This is a genomic window from Cupriavidus sp. SZY C1 (assembly GCF_032190535.1).
GTDB classification, from domain to species: Bacteria; Pseudomonadota; Gammaproteobacteria; order Burkholderiales; family Burkholderiaceae; genus Cupriavidus; species Cupriavidus pauculus_C.
Genome location: NZ_JAUANU010000022.1, coordinates 26,074 through 45,971 on the forward strand (window position 1 = coordinate 26,074; position 19,898 = coordinate 45,971).

Sequence of the window (19,898 nt, forward strand, 5' to 3'; positions counted from 1 at the left end):
ACATTACATTCCGGTAAGGTTGCTGTCATGTTGGGCGGCGTCTCGGTAGACTGCCGCCGATAGCCAATCACAGGAAGGTCGACGATGAAGTTGCTGGTCGTGGAAGACGAGCCGAAGACCGGCGAATACCTGCGCCAGGGGCTGACGGAGGCCGGTTTCGTGGTCGACCTTGTCGGCAACGGCGTGGATGGCCGGCATCTGGCGCTCAGCGAGGCGTACGACCTTGTGATCCTGGACGTGATGCTGCCGGACCTGGACGGCTGGCGCGTGATGCAGGCGATCCGCGCGGCCGAGAAGTCGGTGCCCGTGCTGTTCCTGACCGCCCGCGACGCCGTGGCGGACCGGGTCAAGGGGCTGGAACTGGGCGCCGACGACTATCTGGTCAAGCCGTTTGCGTTTTCGGAGCTGCTGGCGCGCGTGCGCACGCTGCTGCGCCGGGGCAACGCGCAACTGGCAATGGAACGCATCCAGATTGGCGATCTCGTGCTGGACCTGCCCCGGCGCCGTGCCACGCGGGCGGGCCGCCGCATCGTGCTGACCAGCAAGGAGTTCGCGCTGCTGGAACTGTTCGCGCGCCGGCGCGGCGAGGTGCTGCCGCGGTCGCTGATCGCGTCGCAGGTCTGGGACATGAATTTCGACAGCGACAGCAACGTGATCGACGTGGCCATCCGCCGGCTGCGCGCCAAGATCGACGACGACTTCGACGTGAAGCTGCTGCAGACCGTGCGCGGCATGGGCTACGTGCTGGAGGCGCCAGAAGCGGGGCCGGCATGACGCGGCGCCTGTCGCTGACGGTGCGGCTGACCGTCCTGTTCTCGCTGTCGTCGGCCGTCGTGCTGCTGGGGCTGGGCGTGCTGATCTGGCTGGCGATGGATCGGCATTTCGCCACCGAGGACTACGTGAACCTGCGCGGCAACCTGCGGCTGATCGAGAAGGTGGCACGCGAGACGCCTGCGGGCCAGTTGCCCGCCCGGCTGGGCGAGATGGTCGGCCATCATCCCGGCTTCGTGGCCCAGGTGCGGGCGGCGGACGGGACCGTGCTGTACGACAGCGGCGGTTTCGATTTCGCCCGCGCGGCGGCTGCGGCGGGCGCGGCGGCGCCAGACGCGGCCGGCGAGCAGCGGTTTGCCTGGCGCGACGGCGAGCGGGCCTATCGGGGCCTGCGGACGCGGCTCGCGCTGCCCGCATCGGCAGCCGGCCCGCTGACGGTGGTGGCCGCGCTGGACACCGAGATCCACGGCCACTTCATGCATGCCTTCGGGCGCTCGCTGGGGCTCTACATCGCCCTGGCCGTGTTTGCGAGCGGGCTGCTGGGCTGGTGGGCCGCGCGGCGCGGGCTGCAGCCGCTGCGCATGATGGCATCGCGGGCCCGGGGCGTGACCGCCAACCGGCTGGACGCACGGATGCCCGTGGAGGCCGTGCCCGTCGAAATGGGCGACCTGGCCGCCACGCTGAACGCGATGCTGGACCGCCTGCAGGCGGCGTTCCAGCGGCTGTCGGAGTTCTCGTCGGACCTCGCCCACGAACTGCGCACGCCGATCACGAACCTGCTGACCCAGACCCAGGTCGTGCTGTCCCGGCCGCGCGACGACCACAAGTACCGCGAGGTGCTGGCATCGAACGCCGAGGAACTGCAGCGGCTGGGCCGGATGGTCTCCGAGATGCTGGACCTGGCCAAGATGGAGCACGGCATCACGCTGCCGAGCGAGGAGATGATCCAGGTCGACGACGAGGTGCGCGCGCTGTTCGATTTCTACGACGCACTGGCCGAGGACCAGGGCGTGACGCTGCGGGTGGCCGGCACCGGCGCCATCGTCGGCGACCGCCTGTTGCTGCGCCGGGCGCTCAGCAACGTGCTGTCGAACGCCATCCGGCACACGCCGGCAGGCGGCCAGGTGCGCGTGGAGATCGGCGAGCCCGCCGGCCGCACCGAAATCGCGGTGGAGAACGACGGCGACCCGATCGACCCCGCCGCGCTGCCGCTGCTGTTCGACCGCTTCTACCGCGAAGACAAGTCCCGCACCCGCGCCGGGTCGGAACGCACCGGCCTGGGCCTGGCCATCACCAAGGCCATCATGGACGCGCACGGCGGCACCATCGCCGCCACCTCGGCCGCCGGCCGGACACGCTTCACACTGGTGTTTCCGGGGCGCTAAAGGGCTGGAGGTAGGACGTGGGCGGGGTTTGTTGCGGCGGAACGTCGGCCAGTTCGTAGCTCGTGCTGCGCCCGCCCGCCGGCGCCTTGCGCAGGGCGCCGCGCGCCAGAAGATCGTTGATGTCGCGTAGCGCCGTATCGGCGGAGCACTTGGCGATGGCGGCCCACTTGCTGCTTGTGAGCTTGCCTTCGAAGCCGTCCAGCAGGCGATTCAGCACCTTGACCTGCCGGGCATTGAGCGACGCCATGCCCCAGTGGTGCCAGAAACGCGCCTTGGCCAGTACCTTGTCCAGCGTCCCGTGCGCCTGGTCCACCGCCTCGTGCAGCGTGAAAAGGAACCATTGCAGCCACCGGGTGACATTCATCGAGTCTTTCTGCGTGCGTTCCAGGATGTCGTAGTAGGCGTACCGTTCCCGCTGGATCTGGGCCGAGAAGCTGTAGAAGCGCTGCGAACTGCCATCGGCGCGCGCCAGCATCAGATCCCCGACCGCGCGGGCGATCCGGCCGTTGCCATCGTCGAACGGATGCAGGGTCACCAGCCAAAGATGCGCCAGCGCGGCGCGGATCAGCGGCGGCTCCGCGGCCGGGCCGTTGATCCACGTGAGGAAGCGCGCCGTTTCGGCTTCCAGGCGCTCGGCGGGCGGCGCCTCGAAATGCACGCGCTGCCGGCCGATGGGGCCGGAAACCACCTGCATGGGGCCGGCCGAATCGTCCCGCCAAGCGGCAACGCGGATCCGCGACAAGCCCGAATAGCCCGTGGGAAACAGCGCGGCATGCCAGTTCAGCAAGCGCGTCTTGGTGACGGGGGCGTCGCTGTTGGCCGTGGCGTCCAGCACCATTTCGACCACGCCTTCGACATGGCGGTCAACAGGCGCCAGGGCGCCAATATCGACCCCGAGCCGGCGCGCGATCGACGAACGCACGGACTGCGCGTTCAGGCTCTCGCCCTCGATTTCGCTCGTCTTGACCACGTCGTCGGTCAGCGCGATGAGGCACGCCTGATCGCGCAAGCCCATGCCCAGGTCGGCCAGTCGACCGGCCAGCAGGCCCTGGGCACGACTGACGGCGGCCATGGGCTCCGCCAGGGCCGCGAGGTCATACCGCCAGACCGGCCAGTCAGGGTCTTCCCAGATGTACTTGTATTCGACGCGATTCATGCGGTGATTATCGGCGCTATTCGCCGCAGCCACAAGTTATTCGACGCAGGATTTGCGGTGATTGGCGGGTCTATTCCCCGCAAATGGTCTTTGCATCACACAAAATCGTGGCTGCCGGCCAAAAAAATAGCCACCCGAAGGTGGCTACCTGTCTGCCGAAGGCCGCGGCCGTCAGCCCTTTAGCACCTCGCCGATCGCGTTGGCGACCACGCCGACGTTGCGCTCGTTCAGCCCGGCCACGCACATCCGGCCCGAGCGCAGCACGTAGACGCCGTGCTCGTTCTTGAGGCGGTCCACCTGCTCGGCCGACAGGCCGGTGTAGGTGAACATGCCGCGCTGCTTGATGTAGCGCGACAGCTTCTCGCCGCTCACGTGTTCGCGGAGCTGGTCGTGGATCGCCTGGCGCATGCGCGCGATGCGCTGGCACATGGCAGCCAGTTCGTCTTCCCAGCTCTTGCGCAGCGCCGGCGTGGTCAGTACGCGGGCGACGACGCGGGCGCCGTGGGTGGGCGGGTTGCTGTAGTTGGCGCGCACGGCGCCGGTAAGCTGGCCCAGTACGCGGCTGGCTTCGTCGGGGCTCTGGCAGATCACGCTCAGGCCGCCGCAGCGTTCGCCGTACAGCGAGAAATTCTTCGAGAACGAGTTGGCGACCAGCGCCGGCACGTTCTGGCGGGCCAGTTCACGCACCGCGAAGGCGTCGTCGTCCAGGCCGGCGCCAAAGCCCTGGTAGGCCATGTCGACGAACGGCAGCAGCTTGCGGGCCTTGAGCACGCCGATCACCTGGCGCCACTGGTCCTCGTTCAGGTCCACGCCGGTCGGGTTGTGGCAGCAGGCGTGCAGCAGCACCACGTCGCCCTGCGGGATGGCCTCGATGGCGGCCAGCATCGCGTCGAACTTCAGGCCGCCGGTCTCGGCGTCGTAGTACGGGTAGGCGTTGACCTGGAAGCCGGCACGCTCGAAGACCACGCGGTGGTTTTCCCAGCTCGGATCGCTGATCCACATCTGGGCCTTCGGGAAGTAGCGGCGCAGGAAGTCGGCGCCCACGCGCAGCGCGCCCGAGCCGCCCAGCGTCTGCACGGTGGCGATGCGGCCTTCGGCGCGCGCGGCGCTGTCGTCGCCAAACACCAGCGCCTGCACGGCCTGGCGGTAGCCGGGGATGCCGGCCATCGGCAGGTACGGGCGCGGGCCCATGTCCGCCAGCAGCGCGGCCTCGGCCTCCGCCACGGCCTGCATGACCGGCAGGCGGCCTTCGTCGTCAAAGTAGATGCCGATGCTCAGGTTGACCTTGCTGGTACGCGGGTCCTGCTGGAAATCCTCGTTGAGCGAGAGGATCGGGTCACCGGGAAAGGCTTCGATGTGTTCGAACATGGGATGCGTCTGGCTACGGGTTCAGGGGGCGGCGGCCCGCGATGCCGGCGGGCCGCGCAACCGTCTTTACTGGATCTGGGCGCGCGCGGCGGGCAGGGCCGACCCGGCGTTCTTCTGCCGGAGGCGATAGCTTACGCCAAGAACCAGCAGCCAGACCGGAATCAGGTAGACCGACAGCCGCAGGCCCGGCGTCAGGAACATCACCACGAGGATGCCCGCCAGGAACGCCAGCGTCAGGTAGTTGGTCAGCGGATAGCCCAGGCTCTGGAAGGCCGTGGTCTTGCCCTCGGCGCGCTTGGCGCGGCGGAACATCAGGTGGATGACGCTGATCATCGCCCAGTTGATGATGAGCGCCGAGACCACCAGGCCCATCAGCATCTCGAACGCCTGGCCGGGCATGAAGTAATTGACCAGCACGCAGATGCCGGTGGCCACGGCCGATACGGCCAGCGCCGTCAGCGGAATGCCGCGGCGGTTCACGTTCAGCAGCGCGCGCGGGGCATTGCCCTGTTGCGCCAGGCCCAGCAGCATCCGGCTGTTGCAGTAGACGCCGCTGTTGTAGACCGACAGCGCGGCCGTCAGCACGACGATGTTGAGCACGGTGGCGACGATGTCGCTGTTCATCGCGTGGAAGATCAGCACGAACGGGCTGCCGCCGGTGACCACCTTCTGCCACGGGTACAGCGACAGCAGCACGGCCAGCGCGCCGACGTAGAAGATCAGGATGCGGTAGATCACCTGGTTGGTGGCCTTGGGAATGCTCTTGCCCGGGTTGTCGGCTTCCGCGGCGGTGATGCCCACCAGCTCCAGCCCGCCGAACGAGAACATGATCACGGCCATCGCCATCACCAGGCCGCCAAGGCCGTTGGGGAAGAAGCCGCCGTGCTGCCACAGGTTGGCCACGCTGGCCTCGGGGCCGGCGCCGCCGGACACCAGCAGGTAGCCGCCGAAGCCGATCATGCCGATGATGGCCGCCACCTTGATGATCGAGAACCAGAATTCCATCTCGCCAAACGACTTCACGCTGGCAAGGTTGATTGCGTTGATGATCAGGAAGAAGGCCAGCGCCGACACCCACGTGGGGATGGCCGGCCACCAGTACTGGACGTAGATGCCCACGGCCGACAGCTCGGCCATGCTCACGAGGATGTAGAGCACCCAGTAGTTCCAGCCCGACATGAAGCCGGCAAAGTGGCCGCAATACTTGTTGGCGAAGTAGCTGAACGAGCCCGCTACCGGTTCGTCCACGACCATCTCGCCCAACTGGCGCATGATGAAGAAGGCGACGATGCCGGCCAGCGCGTAGCCCAGCAGCACGGACGGGCCGGCTAGCTTGATGGTCTGGGCGATGCCCAGGAACAGGCCGGTGCCGATGGCGCCGCCCAGGGCGATCAGCTGGATGTGACGGTTCTTCAGGCCGCGCTGGAGCGCGCCCTGGTTGTCGGGTGCATGCATTGGAGTTGTCTGTCCTCTACCCATTCTTGTGGAATGGCTGGCGCCTCTGTGGGATGGGCGCTTGGAAAAAGCGCCGGCGCGGGTAACGCCGGACGCAGGGGTGCGCGCCGGCGAAAACCCGAGAGTTTACCGGCACACGCTTGGAAAAACAGGAAAAACGGGCCAACCGGGACGGCCCGGCGCGGATGCGGGGCCGTCCGGGTTACCTGAAGGTCACACCTTCAGCGTGCCGCGCTCGATCTGGTCGCGTTCGAGCGATTCGAACAGCGCCTTGAAGTTGCCTTCGCCGAAACCGTCGTCACCCGAGCGCTGGATGTACTCGAAGAACACTGGGCCCAGCACGGTCTTCGAGAAGATCTGCAGCAGCAGGCGGGGCTTGCCGCCTTCGGTCGTGCCGTCCAGCAGTATGCCGCGGGCCTTGAGCTGGTCCACGGGCTGGCCGTGGCCGGGCAGGCGGGTCTCCAGCGCCTGATAGTAGTAGTCGTTCGGGGCCGTCATCAGCTCCACGCCTGCCAGTTGCAGGTTGTCGATGACCTCGATCAGGTTGTCGACCGAGAAAGCGATGTGCTGGATGCCCTCGCCGTTGAAGGCCATCAGGAATTCCTCGATCTGGCCGGCACCCTTCGACGATTCCTCGTTCAGCGGAATGCGGATCTTGCCGTCCGGCGCGGTCATCGCCTTCGACGCCAGGCCCGTGTACTCGCCCTGGATGTCGAAATAGCGGATTTCGCGGAAGTTGAACAGCCGTTCGTAGAAGTTGGCCCAGTAGGCCATGCGGCCACGGTAGACGTTGTGCGTCAGGTGGTCGATCAGCTTCAGGCCGTGACCCTTCGGATGGCGGTCCACGCCCTCGATGAATTCGAAGTCGATGTCATAGATCGACTTGCCGTCCTCGAACCGGTCGATCAGGTACAGCGGCGCGCCGCCGATGCCCTTGATGGCCGGCAGGCGTAGTTCCATCGGCCCCGTGGCGATCTCGATCGGCTGGGCGCCCAGCATCAGCGCGCGGTTGTACGCCTTGTGCGAATCCTTGACGCGGAACGCCATGCCGCAAGCGCTGGGACCGTGCTCGGCCGCGAAATAGGCGGCTTCGCTGTGCGGCTCGTTGTTCACGATGAAGTTGATGTCGCCCTGGCGGAACAGCACCACGTCCTTCGAACGGTGGCGCGCCACCAGCGTGAAGCCCATCTTCTCGAACAGCGGCTCCAGCACGTTGGGCGTGGGCGAGGCGAATTCAACGAACTCGAAGCCCATCAGTTGCATCGGATTTTCAAACAGGTCGGCCATGGTCTCAGCGCTCGGGGGCGGGCTAGGGGGATGGAAATAATATTTCGGTCAGGCTGCGGCGCGAGTGGCTTGTGAGACGCTTGGCGCGCCGCGCAACGTGAGGAAATTGTAGAACTCGCCCCGGTAAATAGGATTTCGTTAGGGACGCAGGGAAACCCTGAGATATGAGATAAGATTTCGTCAAATTGCCATTTGAGGAAATCGAAATGCAGCGAACCGAGCTGGATCGCATCGATCGCCGCTTGCTGGCCGAACTCCAGGAACACGGCCGCGCGTCGAACCTGGAACTGGCCGAGGCGATCAACCTGTCGCCCGCCCAGACCCTGCGCCGCCACCGCCGCCTGGAGGAGGGCGGCATCATCAAGCGCTACGAAGCCCGGCTGGACAGCACCGCCCTGGGCTTCGGCGTGACCGCGTTCATCCACGTGACGATGGAGCGCGGCCACATCCGCGACCTCTCCAGGTTCAAGAGCCTGGTGGCCGAACTGGCGCAGATCCAGGAGTGTTTCTCCGTGACCGGCGACATCGACTACGTGCTGAAGGTGGTGGCCAAGGACCTGAAGTCGCTGTCGGACTTCCTGCTCGACACGCTGATGCGCATCCCGGGCGTGAGCGGCGTGAAGTCCAGCGTCTGCCTGGACGAGATCAAGTGTACGAGTGCGATGCCGCTGGATCCGTAATCCGGTGTGTCATCGGAGAACGCCCGCCTTAGGCGGGCTTTTTTGTGGGTAAGGGTCATAAATCGTAAAACTGCGATGTAGCTGAGAAACGCCCCGTGCTAGAGCTGGCCGTTCCACGAGCAACGGAGCGATCTGAATGAAGCGTACGCCCACCTGCCCGGCTTGTCGTCCACACGGACTGGCCTTCAACGGCTGTTCGCCGAGTTTCGCCTTCTCCCTGCTCGCCTTGTTCGCCACCTTCGGCAACCCCGTGGCCGCCCACGCCACGCCGCCGCAAGCCGTGGTCGAAAGCTGCTTGATGGGCGCCCCCGCTGCCGACGGTATATCGATCTCTGTCAATGCGCCTGGACACCAATCCATGGAGCAGCGGGGCCAATACCTGCTGGTCTGGCCGGAGGAAGCGTTTGGCACGCGCATTGGTTATGCCACCGATGAGAAAGGCGGGAACGATTACATCTTTGCCGGTCCTTATCGTGGCTACATTCGCCGTGCCGTGGCGCTGACAAAGTGGCGTCCCGAGCGGCTGGAAGTGCCGCTGCTGGCTACTTATGGCGTGGTCCGGCAGGGCAAGCACCGCTATGTCTGTGTGACCGAGGCCAATGGCCAAGGCACGGCCGCGTTTGTCGTGGCCGGTTATATCGGGCGGATGCCGCCGGCCAAAGGCAAAACGATGCGGCTCTACTACACCGTCGCGGACATCAAGACGTTCAAGGCGTTTCCGCCCAAGTGAAGGTGGGATTTACTGATCGATCTTCCGCATCGCCGCCGTAATCTCGGCCGTGGCGTCCGGGCGGACCAGGCGGGCGATTTCCTGGCCGTCGCGCAGGAAGATCAGCGTGGGCCAGAGCTTGACGCGGAACGAGCGGCCCAGGGGGCGGCCGCTGCCGTCTTCCACCTTGATGTGGCCGATGCCGGGATGGTCGCGGAACGCGGCTTCGATCAGTGGCTGGGCGCGCTGGCAGAAGCCGCACCAGCCGGTGCCGAATTCCAGGATGGTGGCGCCGGGCAGGGCGTCGATTTCGGCGCGGGTCGGTTCAGGCGTGGTGAAGCTGTGGGTCATGCTCATCGGTCGGGGCTCCGTTCGGCGGGCGATGGACACTGCGCTGACATGCGATTTCCGCGCCAGCGGCGCAACCGTCATTCTGCCAGCGACGGCGCGGGCATGCTGCGCGGCGCGGCGGTAAGAATTTCCCACCATGCCGGCAAAAGCGCCTGTATCTCGGCGCGCGCGTAGCGGTCGTCGATCAGCCAGACCACGCCGCGGTCCTGCTGGGTGCGGATCACGCGGCCGGCCGCCTGCACCACCTTGCGCAGGCCGGGGTACAGGTAGGCGTAGTCGTAGCCCTGGCCGAACACGGCGTCCATGCGCTCGCGCAGTTGCTCGTTGACCGGGTTGATCTGCGGCAGGCCCAGCGTGGCCACGAAGGCGCCGATCAGGCGGTCGCCGGGCAGGTCGACGCCTTCCGAGAACACGCCCCCGAGCACGGCGAAGCCGATGCCCTGGCCGCCGGGCGCGAAGGCGTCCAGAAAGGCGGCCTGTCCGGCCTCCGACATGCCGCGCGCCTGCGCCCAGGTCGGGATGTCAGGATGGGACGCCGCCAACAGCGCGGCGGCCTGCTGCAGGTAGTCGTGGCTGCTGAAAAACGCCAGGTAGTTGCCGGGGCGCGCAGCGAACTGCTCGGCCATCAGCTTTACGATGGCCGGCAGCGACCGCTGCCGCTGGGCATACCGCGTGGAGATATGGCGCGCCACGTGCACGTCGAGCTGGTCGGCGCGGAATGGCGATGGCACCTCGACCCACACGGCACTGGCGGGCAGCCCGAGCAGGTTGCGATAGTAGTCGGCCGGCTGCAGCGTGGCCGAGAACAGCGTGGTCGAATGCGCGCCCGCAAAGCGCGGCGCCAGGTACGGCGCGGGCAGCAGGTTGCGCACGCAGAGGTCGGCGTCCACGCCGGCCCGCTGGCGCGGCGTGCGCGTGATGTCGAACAGCGAATGCTGGCCGCCGTACTCGGTCAGTTGCTCGGCCAGCCGCAGGAAGTGCATCGCGTCGAAATAAAAGCGTTCCAGCGTGGCGTCATGGCGCTGCGGATGCTCGCTCATGTCGTCGATCACGGCCGTGCAAAGCTGCACCAGCGCCTCGACGAACGCGGCCGGCTCCTTGTCGCGGGTCTCGTAGGCGGCGTCGCCTGACTTGGCCAGCGCGTTCCACTGCCGATAGACGCGGTCCATCGGCCGTTTCAGCGCGGCCGGCGCGGATTGCCGCACGCCGCGGAACGCCGCATGGTCCAGCGTGGCCGTGTACATGCCCCGGCCGCGCTCGACCAGGTTGTGCGCCTCGTCCACCAGCACGCTCACGCGCCACTCGTTCATGGCTGTCAGCATGTACAGCAGCCCGCTGCGGTCGAAATAGTAGTTGTAGTCGGCCACGACGAGGTCGCTCCAGCGGATCATCTCCTGGCCCAGGTAATACGGGCAGACCTGATGCTGGCGCGCGATCTCGCGCAGCGCGGGCCGGTCCAGCAGCGGCGCGTGGCTCGCGGCGTCGCGGGCGGCGGGCAGGCGGTCGTAGAAGCCTTGCGCCAACGGGCAGGATTCGCCATGGCAGGCCAGGTCCGGGTGCTCGCACGACTTGTCGCGCGCGGTCAGCTCCAGCACGCGCAGCGGGGTGTCGTCGGCATGCTGGCGTAGCTGGCGCGTGGCGTGGAGCGCGACGGCCCGGCCCGTGGAACGGGCGGACAGGAAGAACACCTTGTCCAGGCGCTGGGTCGGCATGGCCTTGAGCGCCGGAAAGACCGTGCCGATCGACTTGCCGATGCCGGTGGGCGCCTGCGCCAGCAGCGTCCGCGCCGACGCGTTGGCCTTGTAGACCGATTCGGCCAGCAGCCGCTGGCCCTCGCGGAACGTGCCGTGCGGAAAGGCCAGCGACTGCAGCCCCGCGTCGCGGCCCTCGCGATGGGCGGCCTCGCGTTCGGCCCAGTGCATGAAGCGCCGGCAACTGTCCTCGAAGAACGCGCGCAGCGCTGGCGCCTCGTAGCGCTCTTTCAGCACGCGCTCGCGCTGGCTGACGATGTCGAAGTAGACCAGCGCCACGTCGATATGGTCGAGCTGGCGCGACTGGCAGAGCAACCAGCCATAGATCCTGGCCTGCGCCCAGTGCAGGGCCTGGTGATTCTGCGGAATCTCGACCTTCTCGCCGCGCACGGTCTTGATTTCCTCGACGCGGTTGGCCACCGGGTTATAGCCATCGGCCCGGCCGCGCACGCGCAGTCCCTCGAAATCGGCGGCGAGCGATACCTCGGCCTCGTAGCCGGGGCCGCGCCGGGCCGTCACCACGCCATGGCCAGCCACGCCTTCCTGCCCGGTGGGCGACGGCGTGAAGCGCAGGTCGAGGTCCCCGGCCTTGGCCGTGAACTCGCACAGCGTGCGCACGGCGACGGTATAGCGGGGTGGCGGGGCAGAAGTGACGGACAAGGCGCTGAAAGGATGAAAATCGCGGGACTGTATGAATATACAGTGATCGGACACCGACAGGAAATCCGCGCCGACGAATCTAAGATGAAGCACCGACCCGGCCAGGAGGACCCGCCCGATGCATTCGCTCAAGATTGCCACCTTCAACATCAATGGCGTGCGCACGCGCCTGCAGTCGCTGCTGACGTGGCTCGAACGCGAGGCGCCCGACGTGGCCTGCCTGCAGGAGCTGAAGGCCGTGGACGAAGGCTTTCCGATCGACGAGATCCGCGCGGCCGGCTACGGGGCGATCTGGCACGGCCAGAAGTCGTGGAACGGCGTGGCGATCCTGGCCCGGGGCTCGGACCCGGTGGAAGTGCGGCGCGGCCTGCCCGGCGCGGAAGACGACACGCAGAGCCGCTACCTGGAGGCCGCCGTGGAGGGCGTGCTGATCGCCTGCCTGTACCTGCCGAATGGCAACCCGCAGCCGGGGCCGAAGTTCGACTACAAGCTGGCGTGGTTTGAACGGCTGATCCGCCACGCCCAGGCGCTGCGCGACAGCGGCCACCCTGTGGTCATCGCCGGCGACTTCAACGTGGTGCCGACCGACGACGACATCTACAACACGCGCTCGTGGCTCAAGGACGCGCTGCTGCAGCCGGAAAGCCGCGAGTGCTACCGGCGGCTGCTGGCGCAGGGCTGGACCGACGCGCTGCGCGCCCGGTATCCCGACGAGAAGGTCTACACGTTCTGGGATTACTTCCGCCAGCACTGGCAGACCAACTCGGGGCTGCGGATCGACCACCTGCTGCTGAGCCCGGAGCTGCACATGCGCGATGCGGGCGTGGACAAGTGGGTGCGGGGCGAGGAAAAGGCGAGCGACCACGCGCCGGCGTGGGTCGTGATCGACGTGCAGGGCGGGGCGGGGGAGGAGGCGGTCGGGAGGAAGCCGGCGGCGAAAAGGACGGCGGCAGCGAAGAAGGGGGCAGCAGCGAAGACGGCGGCAGCGAAGAAGGTCCCGGCAAGGAAGGTCCCGGCAAGGAAGGCGGCGGCGAAGAAGGTCCCGGCGAAGAAGGCGGCGGCGAAGAAGCCCGCGGCCAAGCCGGCGTCCGAGGCAAAAAAAACCGCCGGGAGGACGACCCCGGCGTCGGAGAAAGAGGTGACGCCCGTCGCGAGAGCAAGACGGCGGGCGTCGGGCGCCTGAACCGGGGCGCCCTGAAATCGTTCAGGCGGGCACCGGCTCGCGGTGGGCCACCACGCAGAGCGATCCGCGCACCGCGCCCAGCAGCATGTCGGCCGCGGCATCGAGCCGGTCCGTCGAGCCCGACATCCGCGCGGTGATGATGCCGTTCTGGATCGCGCCATACAGCACCTTGGCCAGCGCCGGCGGCGGCACCGGATACGGCTGGCCGCTTTCGATCTCGGTCCGGCGCAGCAGGTTGGCAATCCAGGTCTCGTTGGCCTGGAAATGCTCCTGCAGGTACTTGCGGATCGAATCGGGCAGCGCCAGGACCTCGGCGGACAGCATGCCGGCCAGGCAGATCTGGTTCAGCCCGATGTCATTGCGCAGCGGGCCAACGTAGCGCTCGGCCTGCTCGATCAGCGGCGCCGACGTGTCGATCGCGGCCAGCCGGGCCTGCGAGCGTTCGCGGTACAGGCGCACCACCTCCAGCACCAGGTCGTCCTTGGCCGGGAAGTAGTAGTGGATGCTCGACGTCTTCACGCCCACCAGCTCCGCCAGGTCGCGGTAGCTGAAACCGTTGTAGCCCCGTTGCCGGATCAGCACGGAGGCGTGCTCGAGCAGTTGATCACGTACGGAATGCGTCTTCATTTCGGTTGCCCGCGCCAGCGTGGCGCCGGACCCTCCTGTTATCGGTGCGTCGGCATCCTGCCCGGGGGGCAGGCGTCAGACGGTCATCGTCTGCGCAACCAGCGATAGGACTGCGCCGCTGGCGAGGCAAAGCACCACCCAGCCGCCCAGGATCAGGGCTGTGTCACGCAAGGTCATGATGTCACTCCAGAATTCGATGCCGGCGGCGTCCCGGGTTTGCCCGGGCGCCACCGGCGCGGGGATCAGGCCAGCGCGCCGTCGGTGTAGACGTCGGTCGAACGGGCGCCGTCGAAGTACGGGTTGCGCGGACCGTTGCCACGGGCGCCGTCCAGATACGGATCGACCTTGCGGGCCGGGCTGGCGGACACACCCTTCGTGTCCAGGCCGGCCACGGTGCGGGCACCGTCGGTGTACGGGTCGAACTTGCCGATCTTGGCGCCGTCGGTGAACGGGTCGGCCTTGCCGATGCGGGCACCGTCGGTGAACACGTCGCGGCTGCCCACGGCGGCCACCAGGCCATCGCGGTTGGTCACGCGGGCACCTTCGGTGAAGACGTCGCGCTGGCCGATGCCGGCCACCAGGCCGTCACGGTTCGTCACACGTGCGCCGTCGGTGTAGGCATCGCGGGTGCCGATGCGGGCGCCTTCGCTGAACGAGTCGAACTTGCCTTGGCGGGCGCCGTCGGTGAAGGCGCTGCGCGGGTCGTTGACGCGGTAGCTGTAGCCGTAGACTTCGCCGGCCTTCTGCACGGCGGGGGCGGCCTGGGCGGCGCCAGCAACGAAAGCGGCGGCGAGGGCGGCGGCGGTAACGATGGTCTTGACGTTCATGATGCTCTCCTTTGCTCGGGCCGGCGATCCTGGTTCAGGGGCGGGTCGGGGGCCGATGTCTGTTTGGCGATATCGCGATCTTTCTTTGTTGCTATCTACTGATAGGTAGATGGCGGGGGCTAAAAAAAAGACCGCTTCCGGTACTGACTATCCAACCTGTGATGCTTGGCTTCGGCGCTGTTCGCTTTGTCTTGCTGCGGCAGTGCGTCGTCCATGGCTCGAATATTATCTACTACTAGATAGATAAGCAAGGGAAATTTGGAGAAATTGCGATTTACTTCTGGAGGCCTGCCTCTAGACCCTTCACTGGCCCATCGTAAAACTTTGAATTCAAAAAAGAAAAAACGTCGGCACCGCTGACGCGATGCCGACGCTCCGGCTTCCGGGGTCGCCCGGGCTCTAGCGCTGGCCGATCGAAAAAGCGATCTCGCCGACACCTTCCACGCCGCCAGTCACCTTGTCGCCGGGGTTCAGCGCGCCCACGCCGGCCGGCGTGCCGGTGAAGATCAGGTCGCCGGGCTGCAGCGTCATCGCTTCGGAGATATAGGCGATGACGTCCGCCACCGCCCAGATCAGCTCGTTCAGGTCGCCCTGCTGGCGGGGCTCACCGTTGACCTTGAGCCAGATCGCGCCCTGGGCCGGATGCCCGATGGCGGACACCGGCTGCAGCGGGCCGCACGGGCCCGACGCGTCGAACGACTTCGACCAGTCCCACGGGCGGCTCATCTTCTTGGCCACGTCTTGCAGGTCGCGGCGCGTCAGGTCCACGCCCACGCCGTAGCCCCAGACCAGGTCCAGCGCCTGCGCCGGCGTGACGTTGGCGCCCGGCTTGCCGATGGCCACCACCAGTTCGATCTCGTGGTGCAGGTTCTCCGTCAGCGGCGGGTAGGGCACCGTGCCCTCGGCAGCCACCACGGCGTCGGCCGGCTTGGTGAAGAAGAACGGCGGCTCGCGGTCCGGGTCCTTGCCCATCTCGCGGGCGTGCGCGGCATAGTTGCGGCCCACGCAGAACACGCGGCGGATCGGAAAACGGGTCTGGCTGCCGGCCACTGCAACGCTCGGCTGCGGCGCCGGCTGGATGACGAAATCGGTCATGGTCTCGCTCGGTGGAAGAAATGGTGGGCTGACGGCCGGTTACTTGGCAAACACCTGGCTCATGTCGCCGAATGCCTTGAATTCCAGGGCGTTGCCCGACGGATCCAGGAAGAACATCGTCGCCTGCTCGCCCACCTGGCCTTTGAAGCGCACGTGCGGCTCGATCACGAAACGGGTGCCGGCGGCGCGCAGCTTGTCGGCCAGCCGCTCCCATTCGTCCATCGGCAGGATCGCGCCGAAGTGGCGGACCGGCACGTCGTCGCCGTCGACGGCGCTGGTGGCGCGATGGCCGCACTCGTCGGGCGACAGGTGCGCCACCACCTGATGGCCGTAGAAGTTGAAGTCGACCCAGGCATCGGAACTACGGCCTTCCGGGCAGCCGAGCAGGTCGCCGTAGAACTGGCGGGCCGTCGCAAGGTCGTGGACCGGAAAGGCCAGGTGGAACAGGGGAATGGCGGCAGTCATGGCTTTCTTTGGGGGTGTGGAAAGAACTGTCGTTGATTGTAATCAGCAGAACTCGTAATATGAAACGAATGATTTTCTGACTGAGCATCGAAATTTTCGATGCCTGGCGCGCCGCCCCCTCCGCCATCCACACCGCCGCCCCCGCCCCGTGCTCCGTTATTTCAAAACCTTCCTCGTCGTCGCCGAAACCGGCTCGTTCTCGGCCGCCGGCGCGCGGCTTGGCCTGACCCAGTCAGCGGTCAGCACCCAGATCCGCCGGCTGGAGGAAGACCTCGGCTGCACGCTGTTCGACCGCTCCGGCAAGTCCGTGACGCTGAGCGACGAGGGCCAGCAGGCGCTGGCCGATGCCGCGCGGATCGTGGCGCTCTATGAATCGATGAAAGGCGCGCGGGCGCAGCGCGATACGGCCCCGCTGGACCTGGGCGCCGTGTCGACGGTGCAGTCGAGCCTGCTGCCGCGCGCGATGCAGCGCTTTCGCCAGGCGCATCCCGACACGCACGTGAACATCGTGCCGGGCATGTCGACGCAGTTGCTGACACAGGTCGATGCCCGCGAGCTCGACATCGCCGTGCTGGTCAAGCCCCGGCTGGGCATCCCGCCCGAACTGAAATGGGTGCCGCTGATCCACGAGCGATTCGTGGCCGTGGCGCCGCCGGGGTCGCCGGACACGCTCAAGGCGCTGCTGGAAACCGTGCCGTTCATCCGCTACAACCGCCATTCAACCGGCGGCCAGCTGGTGGACCGCTACCTGCGGCGCCACCGGTTCTGGGTGCGCGAGGGCATGGAGCTGGACGAGCCGGCCGTGATCCTGCAGATGGTCAGCGAGGGGCTGGGCTGCGCGATCATCCCGTCGGCACTGGTGCCGCTGCGGCAGACGCCGAACATCGTCGAGGTGCCGATGCCGGGCCAGCCGCTGTATCGCGAGATCGGCGTGCTGGTGCGGCAGTCGGCGCTCAAGCGCGCGCCGGCCGCCGCGCTGATCGACGCCTTTGCCGCGGTCAGCCGCGATCTCTAGCGCTTACGCCTGCGCGGCGCGCACGGCCGGCTCGGGCGACTTGCGGCGCACCATCAGCGCCAGCAGCGCGGCCAGCAAGCAGGCCGATCCCGCCACATAGAGCGCCGGGGAATAGGTCAGCCACAGCGTGCGCGACAGCCCTGCGCCAAATGCCGCCGTCGCCGCGCCGATCTGGTGCGCGGCAAAGATCCAGCCGAACACCATCGGCGCGCGCTCGCGGCCGAACGTGCTGCCGGCCAGCTTGATCGTCGGGGGAACCGTGGCAATCCAGTCCAGGCCGTAGAACATCGCAAAGATCGACAGGCCGTAGAGCGTGAATTCCGAATGCGGCAGCCAGAACAGCGACAGGCCGCGCAGCGCGTAGTACCAGAACAGCAGCTTGCGGCTGTCGTAGCGGTCCGACAGCCAGCCCGACAGGATGGTGCCGACGAAGTCGAACGCGCCCATCATCGCCAGCGCCGATGCCGCCGGCACCGCCGACATGCCGAAGTCCGCGCACAGCGCGATGAAGTGCGTCTGGATCAGCCCGTTGGTCGACAGCCCGCAGATGAAGAACGTGCCGGCCAGGATCCAGAACGTCTGCGTGCGGGCGGCCTCGCCCAGCACGACGAACGGGCCCTTCCAGGACATCGGCACGGCCGCCGGCCCCGGGGCGGGCGCGGCCGGGGTGGCCGGTACCTCGCCGAATGGCGCCAGGCCCACGTCGGACGGCCGGTTGCGCATCAGCCCCAGCACGACCAGCGCCAGCGTGCCGCACGCCGCCAGCACCGGCAGCACGGCCACGCGCCAGCCCATGTGCTCGATCAGCCAGGCCGCCACGGGCAGGAAGGCCAGCTGGCCGGTGGCCGAACTGGCCGTCAGCAGGCCGATCACGAGCCCGCGCCGCGCCGTGAACCAGCGGTTGGCGACCAGCGCGGCCAGCACCAGCGCCGTCAGGCCGGAGCCAACGCCGAGCATCAGCCCCCAGGCCAGGAACAGTTGCCAGAGCTGGGTTGATACCGTGGCCAGCGCCATGCCGCCGGCAATCAGCGCCAGCGCCGCGCAGACCACGTTGCGAATGCCGAAGCGCTCCATCAGGATCGCGGAAAACGGCGCCATCAGGCCGAACAGCGCAAAGCGGAAGGCCAGGATCGACGAGACCTGGTCGGTGCTCCAGCCCATCTCGGCGGTCAACGGTTTCAGGAAGGCGCCGGGCAGGCCGAGCGCGGCGGAAGTGGTCAGCATCACGCAGAACGTGAGGCTGGCGACGATCCAGGCGTAATGGACGCCGCGCCGGTCCAGCCGGCGGGAAAGGGCTTGCGCGAACATGGGGCTCCGGGAGGGGTGAGGGCTCAGGAAAGAGAAGTCAGGCGGCGGCGGGCACCGGGTTGGCCAGCAGGGCGGCGCGGGCGGCGTCGAGAATTTCGTCGGACAGCGCGTCGCCGGCCGTGGCGCGCGCCAGCGTGATGGCGCCGACCATCGTGGCCAGTTCCAGCAGGGCGGTGCGATGGGCGGCGTCGGCCGTGTCCGGCTGGGCCGGGGCGGTCGATTTCCAGGCGGCCAGCAGTTGCCGGATGCCGTCGACATACGCCTGCCGCACGGGTTTGCCGGCCGGTTCGCGCGCCACGTCGCCAACCAGGGCCGACGCGGGGCAGCCATGCCCCGGCGCGTCGCGGTGCCGCTCGTGCAGGTACGACGTGACCAGTGCCTCGCGGGCGGCGCGCGGGCTGCCGGCGTCGGCGATCCGCTGTTCCCACACCGCGGCGGAATCGCTGAACGCCCGCGCGCAGGCGACGGCAGCCAGGTCGTCCTTCGACGCGAAGTGACCGTAGAAGCCGCCGTGCGTCAGGCCCGCATCGGCCATCACCTGTGCGACCGATACGCCATGCAGGCCATGCTGGCGGAACAGGCGGGCTGACGAAGCCTCGATGGCCGACCTATGCTGATCGGCAACTGCCCGCGATGCGCGTGCCATATCCGTTCCTCCCCCCGATGCAATCGTGCAGATAGAAAAAATTGCGCTTGCCAGGATTTTAGATGACATCCATACTTTATTCAATAGATGTTGGTCGTCATCCAAATGACTCGATGGCCGGCCAGCGTCGACACCCCCGTTGAAACCTCTGTCTCATCCAAAGGAGAACCTGCCATGTTCAAACTGTTCGATATGTCCGGCCGCGTCGCGGTGGTTACCGGATCCACCAAGGGAATGGGCCTGGAGATGGCCAGCGCGCTGGGCCAGGCCGGTGCGCGCGTGGTTGTGTCGGGCCGGGCGGCCGATGTGTCCGAGCAGGTGGCGGCCGGGCTGCGCGAGCAGGGCATCGACGCCACGGGCATCGCCTGCGACATCGTCGATCTGGCCAGCGTGCGCGCGTTTGCCGACCAGGTGCTGGCCAAGTTTGGCCGCGTGGACGCGCTGGTGCTGAACGCGGCCGGCAGCACGGCCGTCGGGTCGATGCTGGGGCAGGGGCCCGAGCAGTTCGACGAGGTGATGGCCGGCAACGTGCGCGGCAACCTCGTGCTGGTCAACGCGCTGGCGCCGCAGATGATGGAGCGCAAGGACGGCTCGATCACGTTCATGTCGAGCATCGCCGCGCGCCGCGGATCGGCCATGCTGGCGCTCTACAGCATCTCCAAGGGCGCCACGGACCTGGCCATGCGCAACCTCGCGCAGACGCTGGGACCGTACAACATCAACGTCAACAGCATCAACCCCGGCCCGGTACGCACCGATTTCTCGCGCGACGCGCTCTGGGGCGACCCCGAACGCGAAAAGGCCCTGTCTGCCGGCATCCCCCTGCGCCGCATCGCCGAAGCAGTCGACGTGGCCGGCCTTGCCCTGCTGCTGGCCTCGCCGGCAGGCCGCTATATCTCCGGACAGACGATCGGGGTGGATGGCGGGGCTACGGCTTGAGGTAAGGGGTTTCAAGCGGCTACGGTTTCTCCCCTCTCCCGCGCGCGGGAGAGGGGTTGGGGGAGAGGGCGTCGAGGCTCTGCTTGCCGACCCGTCGCATATAGCGCCGCGGGGGGGGGGGGGGCCCCCCCCCCCCCCCCCCCCCCCCCCCGCCCCCCCCCCACCCCCCGCCCCCCCCCCCCCCCGGCGGCCCCCCCGGGGCGCCGCGCCGCGCCCCCCG

18 protein-coding genes and 1 pseudogene are annotated in these 19,898 nt (G+C 67.6%); 7 read left to right on the forward strand and 12 right to left on the reverse strand.

The annotated features are described in order from the left end of the window. Positions 1-84 precede the first annotated feature (84 nt). A complete protein-coding gene (locus tag QTN24_RS24030; RefSeq protein WP_313840125.1) occupies positions 85-774 on the forward strand; it encodes a heavy metal response regulator transcription factor in 690 nt (229 codons plus the stop codon). After that, positions 771-2,156, forward strand: coding sequence for a heavy metal sensor histidine kinase (locus QTN24_RS24035; RefSeq protein ID WP_313840126.1), 1,386 nt, complete (start codon positions 771-773; stop codon positions 2,154-2,156). The genes QTN24_RS24030 and QTN24_RS24035 overlap by 4 nt, the downstream gene beginning before the upstream one ends. Here QTN24_RS24035 and QTN24_RS24040 read toward each other — a convergent pair. From QTN24_RS24040 to hppD, 4 genes are all read right to left on the reverse strand, one after another. Then, positions 2,131-3,312, reverse strand: coding sequence for a Fic family protein (locus QTN24_RS24040; protein WP_313840127.1), 1,182 nt, complete (start codon positions 3,310-3,312; stop codon positions 2,131-2,133). The two genes, QTN24_RS24035 and QTN24_RS24040, sit on opposite strands and share 26 nt — an antisense overlap. 171 nt (positions 3,313-3,483) lie before the next feature. Further along, a complete protein-coding gene (locus QTN24_RS24045) occupies positions 3,484-4,680 on the reverse strand; it encodes an amino acid aminotransferase (RefSeq protein ID WP_313840128.1) in 1,197 nt (398 codons plus the stop codon). A gap of 66 nt (positions 4,681-4,746) precedes the next feature. Continuing rightward, a complete protein-coding gene (locus tag QTN24_RS24050) occupies positions 4,747-6,135 on the reverse strand; it encodes an amino acid permease (protein ID WP_313840129.1) in 1,389 nt (462 codons plus the stop codon). Positions 6,136-6,348: 213 nt separating this feature from the next. Further along, entirely contained in the window at positions 6,349-7,422 is a 1,074-nt protein-coding gene (hppD, locus tag QTN24_RS24055; RefSeq protein ID WP_124686316.1) for a 4-hydroxyphenylpyruvate dioxygenase, read from the reverse strand. A gap of 206 nt (positions 7,423-7,628) precedes the next feature. On the opposite strand from hppD, the gene QTN24_RS24060 reads away from it, so the two are divergent. Together QTN24_RS24060 and QTN24_RS24065 are read left to right on the forward strand one after the other, a co-directional pair. Further along, positions 7,629-8,102: an Lrp/AsnC family transcriptional regulator gene (locus QTN24_RS24060; RefSeq protein ID WP_313840130.1), complete on the forward strand. Its 474-nt coding sequence runs from the start codon at positions 7,629-7,631 to the stop codon at positions 8,100-8,102. 136 nt (positions 8,103-8,238) lie between these two features. Continuing rightward, on the forward strand, positions 8,239-8,832 hold the full coding sequence (locus QTN24_RS24065) for a hypothetical protein (protein ID WP_313840131.1): 594 nt from the start codon (positions 8,239-8,241) through the stop codon (positions 8,830-8,832). Between the two features lie 9 nt (positions 8,833-8,841). On the opposite strand, the gene QTN24_RS24070 is transcribed toward QTN24_RS24065, so the two are convergent. Both QTN24_RS24070 and QTN24_RS24075 read right to left on the reverse strand, forming a co-directional pair. Further along, the gene (locus tag QTN24_RS24070) at positions 8,842-9,168 is read right to left on the reverse strand and encodes a thioredoxin family protein (RefSeq protein WP_124686319.1); all 327 of its coding nucleotides are present in this window, start codon (positions 9,166-9,168) and stop codon (positions 8,842-8,844) included. Positions 9,169-9,239: 71 nt separating this feature from the next. Next, complete coding sequence (locus QTN24_RS24075; RefSeq protein ID WP_313840132.1) at positions 9,240-11,573, reverse strand: ATP-dependent DNA helicase; 2,334 nt, start codon at positions 11,571-11,573, stop codon at positions 9,240-9,242. 118 nt (positions 11,574-11,691) lie between these two features. Between QTN24_RS24075 and xth the strand changes: the two are divergent. Further along, positions 11,692-12,474 (forward strand): annotated as a pseudogene (gene xth / locus QTN24_RS24080) (exodeoxyribonuclease III); the annotation flags it as partial. A gap of 303 nt (positions 12,475-12,777) precedes the next feature. Here the strand turns inward: xth and QTN24_RS24085 are convergent. The 4 genes from QTN24_RS24085 to QTN24_RS24100 form a co-directional block, all read right to left on the reverse strand. Beyond that, positions 12,778-13,383 carry a TetR/AcrR family transcriptional regulator gene (locus tag QTN24_RS24085; protein WP_313840133.1) on the reverse strand — a complete coding sequence of 202 codons (606 nt, stop codon included), beginning with the start codon at positions 13,381-13,383 and terminating at the stop codon, positions 12,778-12,780. Positions 13,384-13,625: 242 nt separating this feature from the next. Continuing rightward, positions 13,626-14,210, reverse strand: a complete 585-nt coding sequence (locus tag QTN24_RS24090; protein ID WP_124686323.1) for a copper resistance protein CopQ — start codon at positions 14,208-14,210, stop codon at positions 13,626-13,628. Between the two features lie 399 nt (positions 14,211-14,609). After that, the gene (locus tag QTN24_RS24095) at positions 14,610-15,305 is read right to left on the reverse strand and encodes a fumarylacetoacetate hydrolase family protein (RefSeq protein ID WP_313840134.1); all 696 of its coding nucleotides are present in this window, start codon (positions 15,303-15,305) and stop codon (positions 14,610-14,612) included. Positions 15,306-15,344: 39 nt separating this feature from the next. Next, the gene (locus tag QTN24_RS24100) at positions 15,345-15,770 is read right to left on the reverse strand and encodes a VOC family protein (protein ID WP_124686325.1); all 426 of its coding nucleotides are present in this window, start codon (positions 15,768-15,770) and stop codon (positions 15,345-15,347) included. Positions 15,771-15,918: 148 nt separating this feature from the next. On the opposite strand from QTN24_RS24100, the gene QTN24_RS24105 reads away from it, so the two are divergent. Then, positions 15,919-16,785 carry a LysR family transcriptional regulator gene (locus QTN24_RS24105; protein WP_313840135.1) on the forward strand — a complete coding sequence of 289 codons (867 nt, stop codon included), beginning with the start codon at positions 15,919-15,921 and terminating at the stop codon, positions 16,783-16,785. A 3-nt stretch (positions 16,786-16,788) separates the two neighbouring features. Here the strand turns inward: QTN24_RS24105 and QTN24_RS24110 are convergent, their stop codons facing one another. Both QTN24_RS24110 and QTN24_RS24115 read right to left on the reverse strand, forming a co-directional pair. Beyond that, a complete protein-coding gene (locus tag QTN24_RS24110; RefSeq protein WP_313840136.1) occupies positions 16,789-18,093 on the reverse strand; it encodes an MFS transporter in 1,305 nt (434 codons plus the stop codon). Between the two features lie 37 nt (positions 18,094-18,130). Beyond that, complete coding sequence (locus QTN24_RS24115) at positions 18,131-18,739, reverse strand: TetR/AcrR family transcriptional regulator (protein WP_313840137.1); 609 nt, start codon at positions 18,737-18,739, stop codon at positions 18,131-18,133. A gap of 174 nt (positions 18,740-18,913) precedes the next feature. Here QTN24_RS24115 and QTN24_RS24120 point away from each other — a divergent pair, with 174 nt between their 5' ends. After that, positions 18,914-19,678, forward strand: coding sequence for an SDR family NAD(P)-dependent oxidoreductase (locus QTN24_RS24120; protein ID WP_313840138.1), 765 nt, complete (start codon positions 18,914-18,916; stop codon positions 19,676-19,678). The last annotated feature ends 220 nt before the right edge of the window (positions 19,679-19,898 follow it).